This window comes from Ruegeria sp. CDSA236, assembly GCF_059611285.1.
Map to the genome: position 1 here is coordinate 119,539 of NZ_JBXWPG010000011.1, position 15,936 is coordinate 135,474.

A 15,936-nucleotide genomic window follows, 5' to 3' on the forward strand; every position below is an offset into this window, starting at 1 on the left:
AAATTGACTTTGTATCGTCTGGCCACCAAGCCGCCTACTATAACATGGACGGAACAACCTGGTCCGGTGGTCGGTGGCCGTCTTCGAATGTCTTGATATTTATGATAACTTTTTCGCCCATTTCGATCCGCCCCTCAAGCGTGGCAGATCCCATATGCGGCAACAGAACCACGTTCGGCAACTGCCGTAGGCGAGGGTTCACCTTCGTTCCGTGTTCATAAACGTCAAGACCTGCACCTGCGATATCGCCTGACCGGATTTGGCGGGTTAGCGCGTTTTCATCGACCACTTCGCCACGTGACGTATTGACGAGCACTGCACTCGGCTTCATCAGCTTTAGCCGCCGGGCATTCATCAGGTGGAAAGTCGAAGGCGTAGACGGGCAGTTGACCGAGATCACATCCATCCGTGCGACCATCTGATCAAGGCTTTCCCAATAGGTCGCCTCAAGCTCTTGCTCTGTCTCCGGTCTCAACCTACGACGGTTGTGGTAATGTATCTGCATTCCGAAGGCACTGGCACGACGGGCAACCGCCTGACCAATCCGGCCCATCCCCAAAATGCCAAGACGCCGCCCACCGATCCGCCCACCCAGCAACGCGTTGGGTGACCATCCTTGCCAGTCCCCTTTTTGCATGACGGACAACCCCTCGGGGATGCGGCGGGTCACGGCCAATATCAGCGCCATGGTCATATCCGCAGTATCGTCGGTCAGCACACCGGGCGTATTCGACACAAGGATGCCGCGCTGACGGGCGGTTGCGACATCGATATTGTCAACCCCTGCCCCATAGTTGGCGATCAGTCGCAGCCTTTCACCCGCCCGCCCCAGCAACCCGCCATCAATCGAGTCTGTAACCGTTGGTACAAGTACATCCGCTTCTTGTACGGCCGCTACAAGCTCTTCTCGGGTCATGGGTGCGTCGTCCGCACGCAACCGGACATCGAAAAGCTCGCTCAATCGGGTTTCAACAGCCTCGGGCAACCGTCGCGTAACGACAACACTCAGACGTTCTCTAGGCACCTGTGTACTCCCACTGCTTTGCAAACTTTCGCGCGTCATGGCATCGTGGCGCAGGATAAGGCGGGGCACAAGAACCCCTGGGCATTGATCCAACCTTTTTTCGAAGCAAAATTAACAGGCATAAGAGCAGACTGTCAGTGAGTGTTCTCCTACCAGTAAATCGCCGGATTCTGGCGCTTTTTTCAGTAATTATGCTTGTGCTTGGTCCCTTAGTGGCCAGCGCACAGGATAAGCGCGGCCAGGTCACGAATCTGCCTTTGCCACGGTATGTTTCCATGAAAGCGGCTGAGGGAAACGTGCGCAGAGGACCATCCCTGTCGCATCGAATCGACTGGGTGTTCAAACGGCGTGGGATGCCTTTGCAGGTGACAGCGGAATATGGCAACTGGAGAAAGGTTCAGGACCGCGATGGCGCAGGGGGTTGGGTCCATTACGCCTTGTTGTCTGGCGTGCGCACAGTACTGATCGAATCCGACTTGCTGCCGGTCTATTCCAACCCGGACCCAAACTCGCAGGTCAGTGCGCGGTTTGAAACCGGCGTTGTCGCGCGGCTTGGAACCTGCACGATCGAGTGGTGTCGCATCTCTGCAGGTGGCTATCGTGGCTGGGCCCTGAAATCCAACCTTTGGGGCGTCGATCCCTCAGAGATTCGCGAGTAGCGCTGATCTCAGAGCAACCGGCAATGAAGTTCCCGATCCGCCACTCTCGAACTTGCTTATTCTTGTTATCTGCTTCGGCATTGGGCCGCCCTACGTAAGCAGGAGGCGCAACAAAGGGGTGCAGCGCCAGAAAGACCACATTCGCGACTGCCACTCGCCCTCGTTAAACCAATCGAAAACCTGCTTCCTGTCCGCCTGCCAGACGAATCCTCGCCCGGCCCAGCCGTTCAACATCTGTCCGCAGAGTCATGCTTCATTGGCGGAAGGGCCAATTCACAGCCGTTGCCATCAAACCATGTTCAACACCTTCGGGCAGGAAGAGGTGCTGCTAACATGACCCGTGAAAGATGCTCTGAATTTTTTTTATAACTGGCCTAATTTTTTGCCTGAAAGCTCTTGAACCCTACCAACAACAATCGTAGATAGCGCCTCACCGTTGGGGTGTAGCCAAGTGGTAAGGCAGCAGTTTTTGGTACTGTGTATCGTAGGTTCGAATCCTACCACCCCAGCCAGTTCATCAGATCATAGAACGACAACAGGCTCTTGGGGCTAAACCCTCCGAGAAATGCCCCCGTTTATGCCCCAGCCACCCGAACCACCCGTTAACAATCATAGCGGGTTCTGCGGGGGTGCCCCTCCCACGTTGCGGGGGGAGCGGGTTAGCTGTTCCGAAGTCGAGATTTCTGCATAGCCACAGGTCTATAGCATATCCCAATCGACCCCGTTCGCCTGCCGGTCACGCTCATCCTCAAGGTTATCACGGCGGTCACCGATGGTCAGATGACGCGGGTTCACACAGCGACGGTTATGGCAACGATGCCGGATCGTCGTCAGGACAGCCTTGGGCGGTGGGTGCAAAAGAAAACCCCCGGCGAGAACGCCGAGGGCAGACAGGTACTTCATGGATCAAACTCCTGCAGTTGCTTCTTTATTTAGATGCAAGGGGTTGCTCGGTTTAGATGAAAGCGGACGTTGGGTGAAGACTGGTGAATGACCGGGTTGCGGGACTTAGCGGCCAATAGGGTTCACCGACGCAGTGCCCGTAGCCAGGCTTAGGCTCGCGACCCAGAGCTGTGTATATCTCTCTGTAAGTGAAGTACTTGTACGCCAAAAATAGGAAAGTGGACGTTCCGATTTGAACTATTGGAAAAGCAAGTAGCGTCCGCGACCGCTTATGCATGTTTCGCGAGATTGGTTTGATGTCAAAATCTGAGCTGGATGCAGCACAGATCGTTGGCCAAGAGTCGCCCTCCCAGATCACGGTCAGTCATGAGACAAGAGTTGGCAAAGTGCGAGTTGCGATCAGACATAATCAACAGAACAGCTTGAGCTTGCGCGACTGGCACACCGATCCATCGGTTGCGAGTGTTTTGGGCATTCTGCATCGCACACAGGCAAGATGGAGGGCCTGTCAGGCATCCGCGATTATCAAATCGCTCGCCTTTTCCCCGATCATTATTGCCGGTGCGTTGGTGTTGCCACTGACGATTTCGGGCATGATTGAACAATCGGCCACGCGCAGATTTTCTAGCCCGTGAACCCTTAGTTTAGGATCGACAACAGATGCCTCAGAGCTTCCCATCGCACAGGTGCCGGTTGGGTGGTAGATTGAGGTCGAATTCGACCTGGCCCAATCCAGCGTAGCGTCATAGTCGTTGCAATTCAGATCTGCTGTTGGTCGAAACTCTTCCGAAATCTTCGAGGCCAAAGGGTTTTTCTTGGCAATTCGCCGCGCGATATTCACGCCATCGACTATGGTCCTGCAATCTGTTTCTGTGGACAAGTAGTTCGGTATGATCTTGATATGTTTGGACGGATCGGGGCCGTTCAGGCACAACTCCCCCCTGCTTTCCGGGCGCAGCTGGCAGACCGACATTGTAAAGGCCGAGAACGGGTGTACGCCCTCGCCCGGGCTGTCAGCGGACCAGGGTTGGACATGAAACTGTATATCGGGTGTCTCTACATCCGGGCGCGTTTTCATAAAGCCGGTGGCGAGGCTGGCCGCCATTGTCATAGGCCCTGCACGGAACAGTGCATATTTCAGAGCGATGCGCGCCTGATTGAACAGGCTGCGGACTTCATCATTCAGTGTTGGTTCATTGCACTTGAACACCAGGCGCGCCTGTAAATGATCCTGCAAGCCCTTACCGACGCCAGACAGGGTGTGAAGCGGTTCGATTCCGTTTTCTTTGAGGTGGTCCGGGTCTCCAATCCCCGACAACATCAGGATCTGGGGCGAATTGATCGCGCCGCCAGACAGGATAATCTCGCGTCGAACCTTCAGAGTTTGCTCGACCCCTGACCTGTCCCGGTAAACCAGCCCGGTCGCCTTTTTCCCGTCCAAAACCACGCGCGTCACAAATGCGTTGGTGATGATGTTCAGATTCTGACGACTTCGAATGGGTTTGAGATAAGCCACAGCCGCGCTGCAGCGACGGCCGTTGCGGGTGGTCAGTTGGAAATACCCCACGCCCTCTTGTTCAGCACCGTTGTAGTCGGGGTTGAACGGGTAGCCTGCGGCCTGTGCCGCGGCAACCCAGGCGTCGCAAATGGGGCGTTGAATGCGCATGTTCGAAACAGACAAAGGCCCGCCAATGCCGTGAAACTCATCTTCACCGCGTTCTTGATCTTCGCAGCGTTTAAACAGGGGCAAGACATCGTCCCACCCCCATCCCTCATTGCCCATTTGCCGCCAGCGATCGTAGTCTTCTTTCTGGCCGCGGACATAAAGCAGCCCGTTCAGCGAGGATGAGCCGCCCAGCACCTTGCCTCGTGGCCAGTCTATGGATCGTCCATTAAGCCCCGGATCGGGTTCAGTGCGATAGCACCAGTCAACCGACGGGTTGTGCATTGTTTTAAAATAACCGACCGGAATGTGAATCCACGGGTTGGTGTCGCGACCGCCAGCCTCCAGCAATGCGACGGTCGTATTGGGATCAGCACTCAAACGGTTGGCAATGACACAGCCCGAAGATCCTGCTCCGACTACCGCATAATCGACTTCCATAACTGTCTCCTCCCGACGCGACTGAAAAAAACTCTATGCAAGATGCGAGAAATATACTAGCATTTTTTGATACAAAACGTCTCATTAATTGCGATCAGGGAGGTAAGCAATGGAGATCGGTAAGAAACTAAGTGGCATTTCCCGGCGAGATTTTTTTCGTGTGGCCGGGCGGTATGGCATGAGTTCGACACTGCTGGCGGCAGGCGGGTTCGGTGGCGCGATGAGCCTGGCGAATCTGGCGCAGGCAGCCGAATCAACCTATGAAAAGCGCTTCTCGAAAGAGCCAAAGCACACGCTTAAATTCGGCGCATCGGGCTTTAACACCCGCAATCTGCTGATCGAACGCGCCGGCGCGATCGAGTTTGCACGCGATCTGGAAGAGCGCACGGACGGTGAAATTCGGATCGAGTTCATTGGCGATAACCAGATCTGCGGCCAGCTGAGCTGTGTTGAAAAAACCCAGCAGGGCATTGTTGATATTTACGCGGCCTCGACCCAGAACTCGGCTGGGGGCGCGCCGTATCTCAACGTGCTGGACTATGCTTACATGTTCCCCAGCCGGGCAGCGCAGTATCACTTCTTCTACAGCCCGGCGAGCCAGCGCATTCTGCGTGATCCGCTTGAAAAACGGCACGGCCTGAAGTTCCTGTTTACCCACTGTGAATTGCGCGGCCTGCAAATGGGATCGACCTTTGCCGACAAGCCGACCGTCACCAAACTGGAAGAGCTGTTCGGTACAAAGAACCGTGTGACGGGTACGCAGCTGGGACGCATTGCGATGCAGCTGTTGAACCTGAATCCGGTACCGGTTGCATGGGAAGAAACTCTGGATGCGTTGAAGACTGGTCTGATCGACGGGGCTGAAACGTGGGCATCGGCCGTCGCATATGCCAACATGGCTCCAGTGGTGTCGCAGTCAGTCAACCTGAAATTCTTCTGCGGCACTGAACATACCTCAATGTCAGCCAAAGTGTTCGACAGTCTGGGCGGGGAGCTTCAGGATGCTGTGATGGAGTCTTCCTACTTTACGCAGGCTTTGATTCAAGGTGCCAATGAAGCGGCTTTGCTGAACACCGTCGGTTTCTCGGAACCGCAGCTGCCTGATACTATCTTCGCCGAAAATGGAGTACGTCCGGCATTCCTGCCAGATGATCAGATCAAACTGGCCGAAGAGATGTGCGCCCCGAACTACAACCCCGAACCTTGGGCGCAGTGGCGTGAGCGTTTGAACAAATGGGCCGGTGGCATCGATACCTATCAGGAAATCTACGACATCGCGCGTGAGATTCCGGCAGACACCCTGCCGGAAAACGTAGAACCGCGCCGTTGGTGGAAAGGCGAAGCCTGATACAAAAGACGAACCGGCCCCAAGCGGGCCGGTTCTAATACACACCGACTGGGAGGACGGGGTACATGTCGTTTTGGGCAGACACAGGCGCGATCTTCAGTGCCTTTCTCAGCCAGGATTCGTTCGAGATTCAATCAGCGCTGGAATCGGACGCCGCATGGGTGTTGGGCGCGGTTGTTTCAGCCATGGGCGGATTCGTGATCATGCTGATCTATCGGACAGTGCCGTTTATCGAACGCCATCTGGAGCGGTCGGTGATGGTATATTCTTACCTCGCCATTGCGTTGATCATTTTCTGGGGCGTGATCGACCGATTCGTGTTCAACGATCAAGAACCGTGGTCCACCACTATCCCTCCCTTGTTGTTTATGGTGATGGCGTGGTTCGGGGCCACGTACAATGTTCGCCTGCGGACGCATCTGAGTTTCAATGAGTTCCGCACCGCAATGCCCCGAGGCGGGCAGTTGGCCTGTTTGATCCTTGATGCGGTGCTGTGGTTCATCTTTGCGGTGATCGTCATCGTGACGACAACGCGACTGGTTGCGTTATCGGCCTCGAATTTTCAGATCGTTCTCGGCACGGACAATATCATGCAGTGGTGGTTTTTGCTGGCCGCGCCTATTTCGTTCTTTTTGATGATCGGGCGTGTGTTTCAGAACCTCGCCGACGATCTGCAAAACTGGAAAACAGGTGAGCCGCTGATCAAGCAGGCCGTGATCGGAGCAGACTGATGACAGACGGAACTTTGGTTACACTGATCTCACTTGGGGTTACCTTTCTGTTTATGCTGGGCGTGCCGGTGTTTTTGGTCATCGGCTATTGGGTGATCGGCTGCTCATTCGTCCTTGGCTTGACGCTGGACAATATGGGGGCCGAACTGTTGAACGTGTTCAACAAAGGCTTTGCCCTGCTCGCGATGCCGCTCTTTATCCTGACCGGAGACCTGATCAACAAATCTGGCATTGCCCGAAGGCTCAGCGATTTCGCCTATGCCTGTCTGGGCTGGATACGTGGTGGGTTGGCGATGGCATCGCTTGGTGCCTGCGGGTTATTCGCGGCGATTTCGGGATCAAACTCGGCGACGACAGCCACAATTGGTTCGATGCTGCACCCCGAGATGGTCAAAGGTGGCTATGACGAACGGTTCAGCGCGGCGACCGCTGCGGCAGGGGGTACTGTAGGGATCATAATCCCGCCGTCCATTATCTTCATCGTCTATGGCTTCTTGATGAACCTTCCTATTTCCGAGTTGTTCGTGGCGGGCATTCTTCCGGGCGCGCTCATGGTCTTTGGTATGCAATTCGCGTGCTGGATCATTTGCCGCATGAACGGGTGGGGCCATCTGATCCCTTTGCAGCTCAACCGGATACTGAAAACGGCATTTGGCGCCTGGCTTGGATTTTTCGCCATTGGGCTGGTGCTGTGGGGCATCTACACAGGCAAATTTTCACCGACAGAAGCCGCGGGCGTGACGGTTGGCTTCTGTGTGATCGCTGGTTTGGTCAGCTATCCGATCAACCGGATTATGGGGGCCAGAAACGACATATCGCCAACCGAGAAGAGTTACGCCGAAATGTTCGTGGTCGAAGGCTTTACGATCCCCGAGATCCCCTCGATCGTCATCCGCTCGGCCCAGATCACCGGCATCCTTGCGCCGCTGATCGCGATATCAGTTGTGATGCAACAGATCTTGTCATTGCTCGGCGCGCAACAAACCATTGGAGATTTTGTAACCTCGATGGGTGGGTACTATGCGGTTCTATTCACGTCGATGGTGATTGTCTTCTTCTCGGGTATGGTTCTGGAAAGCCTACCTGTAACCATAATTCTCGCTCCAATTCTTGCGCCAATCGCGGCCTCGGTTGGGATTGATCCAATCCATTTCTCGGTGATCTTCCTTGTGGGGGCGTCCATTGGATTCATCACACCACCTTATGGGCTGAACCTCTATGTGGCTTCAGGAGTAACAGGAGTACCCTATTTCCGGTTGCTTCGGTATACGGTACCCTATCTAGTGGCGCTTCTTTCGGTTTGGATTTTAGTGTCGCTTGTGCCCGATCTGGCCTTGATACTGCTTCCAAATAGCTAGACTGTTGCAGGATGGCCGAGACGGAAACACAAGAAAAAGAAACTCAAATACCGACCAACCTCCGCCTCCTGCTGATCCTCGAGGAGGTGGCGCGGCGTGGCGTTTCCGTAAAACCATCGGATCTGATTGAGGCATTAGGTCTGGCCAAGCCAACAATTCACCGTCTGCTGCAAACCGCAGAAGCCGAAGGGTTTCTGCAGCGGGATCTCGATGGCAGATCGTATGGCCCGGGACACCGGCTGCGACTGCTATCGGTCAACACCATGTCTTCCGAGCATTTGCGAACCGCGCGACTGGCGATCTTGCGCAGTGTGGCTGAAACTGTTGGCGAGACATGTAATCTCGCCATTCCAGACCGCGAGGGCATGATCTATCTCGACCGGGTGGAAACGAAGTGGCCCCTGCGAATTCAACTGCCGGTCGGGACACAGGTGCCCTTCCATTGCACGGCCAGCGGCAAGATGTACCTGTCCACACTACGGCAAAGAAAGCTGGATGGGTTTCTTTCGGCAGGACATCTACAACCACAAACCGAACGCTCGCTGACCGATCCCAAGGCATTGCGATCGGAGATTCGACGTATCTCTGAGAATAGTTATTCCACCGATGACGAGGAATTCATGACCGGAATGACTGCCCTAGCAGTACCCGTTCAGGATGGACAAGGCCGATTGGTAGGCACGCTTTCGGTTCACGCGCCGACACAACGTCATGACGTCAACAGTCTGATGTCGTTTCTGGGCATACTTCAGAAGGGAGCGAAGCAGCTTTCGGCTCTTTTGAGCGAGTGACTAATGCTTCAGATGACAGTCAAAGCGTGATTTTTTTCACCAGCTGCGAATTCGATCATCGACCGGTTTGGAGAATTCTGCACCAGAACGGATGAGAGCGCGATAAAAGTTCCGTGTACTCCGTTCGTTCAACTTTGCAGAGTCGACATTAGCGCACCGCTGCCATTCCTAGCTAGCGCAGCATCTGTCACTCTGGGCTCTAACCAGTTCCTGGCAGTACTACGCGTGAACGTCCGCTCCCCACCCAACCCGCCAGCACCAGCGACCAGTCTTCAGCCCCCGGAATCGATCGTCAGCGGTCGTCTTAACGGCAGTGAACGGTTGATCTAGCAGTTGGAAATGCCCGTCGCAGAGCTTAGCGAAATAACCATAAGCGTACAAATTTCGCTCGGTTCGTACAAATCGATGTCAATAAGTTTGTCTACTCACACCGTATCGAAGATTCACCATCATTTGTGTGGTTCCATTGGAAGCGCGGAAAACTAGTTTCCCTTAGAATATTGCTGCTGGCTTTTTTGTATCGAGCCACGGCTGGTTGATGCAAAGGCCGATTCTAGGGTTCGCTCCAGATATGTTGGTTCCGTTCCCAGATCTTCTCGCCAATCAGGCAGTCTGAGGGTGAGGCAAGTTGCGCCTTCATAACCTCTCCTATTGCTGGCGCTGACCCAATTTCCAGTACCAATTTTCTTCGTACGCCCTCCGCAAAGCCCTGCCAGTCAAGCACCGGGACTACGAATGAACCAGGTCCGCCTGTCACACAGTTCTGGTAGTAGACGTCAAGATCGTCGAAGTGCCACTGACTCCCCATACCTTCGCGGGCCATCAGCGATAACCCAATTATAATAATCGACTTCGACAGTACAGCGTCACGGGCCCGCAAAACCAGGCGGAAGTTGCGAAACATCAGCCGCTGCAGCTGGTGAGGTCCAAACAAGGCCCGAAGCAAGCACAATCCCGGAAACCAAACCTTTCAACTGGCGCACTATTTGGGAAGCTGGTTGGAAGGTAGCATCAATTGCATTGATCATACCTGTAGTCCCCGTACTCCAGCCAGTTTGCCGAGCCTTCGCTAAAAATCAGAAATTCGGACCTGTCTTCCCCAAGCAGGGCGACGACAAATCCGGCCGGTGGCTCAGAGTTTCCGAAGTAACTGTAGGCCGTCATGGCTCTGATCCACTCGCCGCTGACTGCCACTCGCGCGTCCCACTCCCCCTCCGGGTTTTCCAAAATCATAGGTTCGATCACGCGTTTTATCGCACCGCCTCCACAATAGACGATGCCTTCGGGTGCTTCATAGGAGGCTCCCTGGCTGGCATCCGAAGCGCACTCAGAACGAAGGGACCGAATTGCCGCGCGGGAACTTTTTAAGTCGAAGATTCCATAGCTGACATCTTGATCAATCATCGACAAATTAACCGATGCATTGGCCGCAAGCTGGTCCAATACAAAACCATAGTCCTGCTGACTATTGAAACTGATCTCGACGGGATAATTGTCAACGATCTGCAACACAGCGTTTTCAGCGCCAACCTGAAATGCCCCAACCTCGGTGGTGCCGTTCTTCAAAAAACGAAAGGAAAGCCCTTGCTTCTCCGCAATGTCCTGGCTGTCCTCATATCCAGCTGGAGCAAAGCGAATACGGTTACACTGAAGCTCTAGCGTCATGTTTCCGGTCTGAATAAATGCATTGGGATTAGGCCCGGAACTGAACGACCACTCCGCCGATGCTGTGGTCGCCATTGCCATCATTAGCGTTCCAATGGAAATCGGTCTGAAACTCATTTTCTCTCTCCATGGTGTTGCGGTTTGCACTTTCATTCAGCAGAGATTCCGACCTGTTGCCCCCACAGCGAGGTCAGGAAGCAGGTGCGCCGTATTCGTTTGCGCCTTCTTGGGAAGGTCGTGTCAGCCACCAGATCATCAGAATGGACAGAACGATTTGCAGAATTGAGACAACGACAATACCGGTCAAGCCCAGGACTGCCGCGGGTCCTCGCAATGCATCGGGGTTTTCGGTCCCTTGCTCCAATACCGAAAAGAACGCCACCCCACCCAGCATAACAAAAAGCGTTGTAATGCTGAGCACCATCGGCAGCAGCAAGTACCAACCAGGTCGCCCTGTATCATGCAGCCTCCGCCAACCGGCGGCTAGCATTGGTATGAGAACGGCCAGTTGAAAAACAGAGGACAGAACCCGAGAACCTTGGCCTGTTTCGGGGTTTGTCCCGAACAGGATCGAATCCAACCCGGCAAAAACGGCACTTACGAGAACCACAAACAAGAAGAACCACCAGTATTCTGTGCGTATAGCCCGCCCGGAGAACTGGAAGTATTTCGAGAAACACGTTTTAACTGCTTCACCGAATCCCATCTTTCATTCCTTTCTCAGTTTCTGTGCGGTCTCAAAACATTTCGCCGCTCAGGAGAACACACTCTCCCCTCTGGGTACTCCCACTTACCTTTTTGTTTGAAAGCAGAAGCCTATCGTACGAGAGCGTAAAGAAGTTTACGCGCGGAAAAAATGTTGATTTATGAAAAAATATATTCGAACATACGAATTCGACACAACTTTTTTTTACCTCCGTTGTTGTCGCTGTCGCCCGATCTACCGGGCCCTTCCGACTGCTGGAGTGAGTGCCGGCGGTCGGAAGGCACTTCACAATAATCTGGCTTGGGAGAACACGATGCTCAGACTTAACGTACTCGCCCTCTCTCCCAAGTTCGCTCTAGCTTTTACCAGTGACGTCATACGGCCATCACACGTTGTTGGCGGCCTCGGTAGTCAACGTAATGTCGTTCTGCCCCACAAGCCCCCCGCGGCAAGTTTTTGGGAAAGGTAGTCAAAGGATCGAGGTGTGTTCTGTTGGCTGCACAGACGCAAAAGCTTCAAACATGCGCATCCAATTTCACAAATTTCAAAGGAACCAGAGGGAGAAGAAAATGACTAACAAGAAGGTGATGATTGCAGGCGCGACATGTTTCGCATTGCTTGCAGCCTGCGACGACACGAGTACGTCCAGCGCGTCCGCCGAGCTCACGCCCGCTCAGCAGGCATGTTTACGGGATGTAGCCAACACGACAAACAATTCGCAAGTCGTGGTGCTCTCATCCGCGTTTAGCGAGGCGGGAACACAGGTCACTGTAGGCGTTGGTGAGGATCGCGCTCCGTGGAATTGCATTGCCTACAGTGATGGCGCGACAGCTGGTATCGAGTTCCTTGGCGACGAAGGCGCATTGTAGTCTGTTCGCTGTGTATCTCGAAAGCACCAGTCGTGATCAAATTTGAATAACGGCAAGCTTAGACATTCAAACCTCGTAATAGGATTGGGTTTTAAAATGCTCAATCATGCTAAGGTTGTAGAAAATGCCCGTAACCAACTCGGTTGTAATTGCGATCATTTGCACTTTTGTGGCCATTGTTTCAGTTCCAAAATACAGCATTGCACAAACTTGGGACATAGCATCACAGCACTCTGTCAGCGGCGTAACTGTGTATGATTCAGATGAGCTGTTAACTTTTGCCGGTCAGTTGGCCTTTGATCGGTCAGGGCGCATCACAGCGGTAGAGGTCGCATCAACGATCACGCAGATCTACCGAGAAGACGGCTATTTTTTGGCTGAGGCCTGGCCTGGCCCCGATGGGCAGAGCATTGTTGTTGATGAAGGGCGTATTCAAACCATCGAAATTGAAGGTGTAGATACGCGCACGTTCCAAACCTTGGAAAAGATCTTTCGCCCCCTCACCACCGCATATCCAATAACTCTCAAACAATTTGAGCGGGCGGTTATGTTGGCCGAGGACATACCTGATTTGGAATTGTCGACCGAACTTGATTATCCGGATCAGGCAGGTGCCAGGCTGAGAGTATTGGGAGAGCCTCTGCGCAAACAAGCCGGGAGTGCGACACTCGACAACCCTCCGCGTGAGTTTGGAGAAGCGCTCAGCTTCTATGTCGTACAAGAGTTTTATTCGACGCTGACCGTCGGGGATTTACTGCGCTTTGAGGGATCAGGCAATTACAATTGGGACAAAGACGACGAACACTCTTTGTGGGGCGCTGTTACCTATCGCACGCCGCTGAACAGCAATGGTCTCTACGGTGAGATTTTCTACGGAAACATTAACGCAAAACGTGACCTCTCGGGGGATTTTGCGAGAACAGATATTGACGGCGAGAACTTCACCGTCGCGATGGGTTATCCCGTGATCCGCGATGTGGCCCGTTATGGATATTTTCTGCTGGATTATCGCCTTTCAAAAGCGGACTCAGTCAGTGGCGGCGTTCCATTGTCCAGTGACGCGAGCGTTGTTGGTCTTACGTATCTTTACGGACAAAACTATCCAAAAGGACAAGCTCTGGAAGCGGGGCTAACCTTATCTTTTGGTGACAATGACAATGACACGACAGACGCGAATTTTGACGACGGAGACTCTTCGTTCTGGCATCTGCGGGGCGGCATCGGATACGAAAGCCCACTTACGAGCTTGTCACCCAACACAGCTTGGCGCACCGAGATCTGGGGCCAGTTCACAACCGACCGGTTGCCCTCGGTCGAGGAGTACTTCCTTGGTGATCGCTATGCATTGCGCGGGTATCGGTTCGACGAAGTAGACGGTGATTCCGGGATTTCCGCGATTTTCGAAGTATCTCACTCCTACTTTCCAAGTTCCCAAAGCATTCATCGCTTAACGCCTTTTGTCTTTTTCGACGTGGGTTACATCTCGAACAATGACCCAGCGAGTTTTGAAGTTGATAATGCTACACTGGCATCGACAGGTCTGGGTTTGGACATTGAGTTTAAGCAAAACCTATTCCTGTCCGGATATGTCGGTGTCCCTTTGAGAGACGGCCCTTTGACCGACTCAGGCGATCCTGGCGCGTATCTTGCTCTGACAACAAGTTGGTGAGGATGTTATGAAACGGAACCGCATTGTTTTACTTACCGCAGCTTGTTTGGTCGCAGAGCTGGCCGCTACGCAGGTCGTCGCGCAGGGAAATCATTTCGGGTGGTGCCGTGGCGTAGGGAATCCGCACCAGTCGAGCCAAGGATGTGGGCAGGCCGGTGGGCAAGGGGCAGGCAATCAAATTACCGGCCCAACGCAGCCGGTGGCAAATCAGTTGCCGCCTAAAGGAACGCAGCAAACGCCCACATCAGTTACTGTTCCAGTCCTTGCGCCGGGCGCGGTCCCGAACGCAATTCCCGGTCAGGTTCCTATTGCGACACCAATAGCGGTTCCAGGTCAGGTTCCCACACCGGTCCTAGCGCCGACCCTAGTTCCGCCTTTGACACCAAACGCGACACCAAGCCGGGTTCCGACAGCTGTTCCAAATCAGGTTCCCTCATTGGCTACCGGTCCTACCGCGGTGCCGCCGCAAGTTCCGACTGCAACTCCCAATCAAGTTCCGATAGCTATCCCTGGCCAGGTTCCGCCTCAAGTTACTGGCCCGACGGCTGTGCCGCCCCTTGTGCCAACAGCGACACCCAACCAAATACCAGTCGCAGTGCCAGGCCGTGTTCCGCAACCCAGCGGCACTACAGCGACGCCACCGCTTGTCCCAACCGCAACCCCCAATCAGGTTCCCACCGCGGTTCCTGGCCAGGTTCCACAGTTGACACCAAAACCTACGGCAACTCACGTGGCCGTCCCAGGACATCCGAAGCCACAAGGCGTCGTGACAATCATGCGCCCAAAGCCGAGGCCGACAACCGGTACTGTTCAGCAACCTGGCACAACACAAGTGACCCACCATTTAACCCACCAAAGTAATTCAAAGAAACACGATCACGTCGCAGCAACACCTGGACGGCATGACCCGCACGACCTGCCGAGGTTCCGCAGCGCGGCGGCCAAGGAAAACTGGGAATGCGTTGCCAGCGGATTTGGACAGCGCCGGTATGACGCTGGGCGGGGCGTGTTACTGAACAACGGAGCATTGCGGCACCTCGGGAACGTGGACGCAATGGCTCGTGATGTACCAGCACGGCACCCGAAGCATTCCGGATGCATTATCTCGGTCAAACGAAAGCAGCGCTGAAGCTCGCTGGGTAGGTTTTGCTCGGGTAATGAGATTAATCGACCAATAGTTCGTCAATTGTCATCTGGATAATTGGATTTCGTATTGCCTTTAATCCCTGGCGCTTACGTTGGCTGATGTAGCCCAACAATGCTCCGTACCCAAAATTACTTCAAATAGGCCAACAATCTAAAGTGCCGCACTTCCACGAAAAGCCTCCGACCATCTGGGCCGGTCAAATTAGGCAAGCGAAACTTTGAACGGTAACTTTGCAAAGTCAGCTTTCTGCGTAAAGCCGCCGTTAGCAACGACAGTTGCTGCAATCGCGGCGAATGTCGACTCAGTGGCCACCTGCTCAATGCCCGCTTCGGTTTGCATGAAGATCGCGGCTGGGAATATTTCTACAAATAGCCGCGTCGCGCCATGCTGTGGGCTCAGAAGTCACTTTGATTTTTTCCGGGAAATCGTGCCAAATTGTCCGAAAGCCGCCGCGCTGCTAAATCAGTTCTTTGTATTCGTACTTTTCACCAAGCGGTTGTCTCGGCACACAGCTTCGGGCAATGCAAAACACACTGATGGATGCAATGGTAGATACACAAAGCAGATATCAGATCAAAGCCTTGATATTGAATAATTTATCTTAGCTAAATGGTGCCCGGGGGCGGAATCGAACCACCGACACGAGGATTTTCAATCCGCCGCTAATCACGACTAAGCAAGCACTTAGGGGATCAGGTCGCGTCAAACCCCTGACGGTGGATCAGATACTTGCGCAGAAATTGTCAATCCTGCAAAGGCCGAACTGACCAATGAAAACGCCGCGGCGGTTATTCACCCAAGCGGGGAGCAAGAAAGGACACAAAACGATGAAAGAAGTTGAACCGAAACCTGCCCAATCGGCAAACGCTCCCAAATTGAAAGATACATTTCAAGAATTCGGTGGATCGATCAGCTACGCATGGAACATCGTTCTTATCGATCAAGTGGCTCAATCGCTCTGG

Annotated in this window: 14 protein-coding genes and 1 tRNA gene; 8 read left to right on the top strand and 7 right to left on the bottom strand. The window is 53.8% G+C overall.

Annotated elements, in window-relative coordinates; translation table 11 throughout:
- Positions 1-37: 37 nt before the first annotated feature.
- Entirely contained in the window at positions 38-1,024 is a 987-nt protein-coding gene (locus AC2FLB_RS16650) for a 2-hydroxyacid dehydrogenase (RefSeq protein ID WP_281973630.1), read from the bottom strand.
- 191 nt (positions 1,025-1,215) lie between these two features.
- Here AC2FLB_RS16650 and AC2FLB_RS16655 point away from each other — a divergent pair, with 191 nt between their 5' ends.
- On the top strand, positions 1,216-1,683 hold the full coding sequence (locus tag AC2FLB_RS16655) for an SH3 domain-containing protein (protein WP_282022367.1): 468 nt from the start codon (positions 1,216-1,218) through the stop codon (positions 1,681-1,683).
- 437 nt (positions 1,684-2,120) lie between these two features.
- Positions 2,121-2,195 (top strand) — tRNA-Gln (locus AC2FLB_RS16660).
- Positions 2,196-2,382: 187 nt separating this feature from the next.
- Here AC2FLB_RS16660 and AC2FLB_RS16665 read toward each other — a convergent pair.
- Positions 2,383-2,586, bottom strand: coding sequence for a hypothetical protein (locus AC2FLB_RS16665; RefSeq protein WP_496692260.1), 204 nt, complete (start codon positions 2,584-2,586; stop codon positions 2,383-2,385).
- A gap of 508 nt (positions 2,587-3,094) precedes the next feature.
- Positions 3,095-4,690 (bottom strand): GMC family oxidoreductase, encoded by a 1,596-nt coding sequence (locus AC2FLB_RS16670; protein WP_496692259.1) that lies wholly within the window; start codon positions 4,688-4,690, stop codon positions 3,095-3,097.
- Between the two features lie 109 nt (positions 4,691-4,799).
- Here AC2FLB_RS16670 and AC2FLB_RS16675 point away from each other — a divergent pair, with 109 nt between their 5' ends.
- The 4 genes from AC2FLB_RS16675 to AC2FLB_RS16690 all read left to right on the top strand — a co-directional run bounded on the left by AC2FLB_RS16675 (position 4,800) and on the right by AC2FLB_RS16690 (position 8,918).
- Positions 4,800-6,038 (top strand): TRAP transporter substrate-binding protein, encoded by a 1,239-nt coding sequence (locus tag AC2FLB_RS16675; RefSeq protein ID WP_142638251.1) that lies wholly within the window; start codon positions 4,800-4,802, stop codon positions 6,036-6,038.
- Positions 6,039-6,103: 65 nt separating this feature from the next.
- Positions 6,104-6,769: a TRAP transporter small permease gene (locus AC2FLB_RS16680; RefSeq protein ID WP_496692258.1), complete on the top strand. Its 666-nt coding sequence runs from the start codon at positions 6,104-6,106 to the stop codon at positions 6,767-6,769.
- Positions 6,769-8,127, top strand: a complete 1,359-nt coding sequence (locus tag AC2FLB_RS16685) for a TRAP transporter large permease (protein WP_142638247.1) — start codon at positions 6,769-6,771, stop codon at positions 8,125-8,127. The genes AC2FLB_RS16680 and AC2FLB_RS16685 overlap by 1 nt, the downstream gene beginning before the upstream one ends.
- Positions 8,128-8,138: 11 nt before the next feature.
- Positions 8,139-8,918, top strand: coding sequence for an IclR family transcriptional regulator (locus tag AC2FLB_RS16690; RefSeq protein ID WP_496678596.1), 780 nt, complete (start codon positions 8,139-8,141; stop codon positions 8,916-8,918).
- Between the two features lie 553 nt (positions 8,919-9,471).
- Here AC2FLB_RS16690 and AC2FLB_RS16695 read toward each other — a convergent pair.
- The 3 genes from AC2FLB_RS16695 to AC2FLB_RS16705 all read right to left on the bottom strand — a co-directional run bounded on the left by AC2FLB_RS16695 (position 9,472) and on the right by AC2FLB_RS16705 (position 11,289).
- Positions 9,472-9,822 (bottom strand): DUF1194 domain-containing protein, encoded by a 351-nt coding sequence (locus AC2FLB_RS16695; protein WP_496709683.1) that lies wholly within the window; start codon positions 9,820-9,822, stop codon positions 9,472-9,474.
- Positions 9,823-9,929: 107 nt separating this feature from the next.
- Entirely contained in the window at positions 9,930-10,700 is a 771-nt protein-coding gene (locus tag AC2FLB_RS16700) for a hypothetical protein (protein WP_496709684.1), read from the bottom strand.
- Between the two features lie 73 nt (positions 10,701-10,773).
- Entirely contained in the window at positions 10,774-11,289 is a 516-nt protein-coding gene (locus AC2FLB_RS16705) for a DUF805 domain-containing protein (RefSeq protein WP_496709685.1), read from the bottom strand.
- Between the two features lie 569 nt (positions 11,290-11,858).
- Here AC2FLB_RS16705 and AC2FLB_RS16710 point away from each other — a divergent pair.
- Together AC2FLB_RS16710 and AC2FLB_RS16715 are read left to right on the top strand one after the other, a co-directional pair.
- Entirely contained in the window at positions 11,859-12,158 is a 300-nt protein-coding gene (locus AC2FLB_RS16710; protein WP_142638995.1) for a hypothetical protein, read from the top strand.
- A 169-nt stretch (positions 12,159-12,327) separates the two neighbouring features.
- On the top strand, positions 12,328-13,827 hold the full coding sequence (locus tag AC2FLB_RS16715; protein WP_496709686.1) for a ShlB/FhaC/HecB family hemolysin secretion/activation protein: 1,500 nt from the start codon (positions 12,328-12,330) through the stop codon (positions 13,825-13,827).
- 1,348 nt (positions 13,828-15,175) lie between these two features.
- Here AC2FLB_RS16715 and AC2FLB_RS16720 read toward each other — a convergent pair.
- Positions 15,176-15,313 (bottom strand): hypothetical protein, encoded by a 138-nt coding sequence (locus AC2FLB_RS16720; RefSeq protein ID WP_496692253.1) that lies wholly within the window; start codon positions 15,311-15,313, stop codon positions 15,176-15,178.
- Positions 15,314-15,936 lie beyond the last annotated feature (623 nt).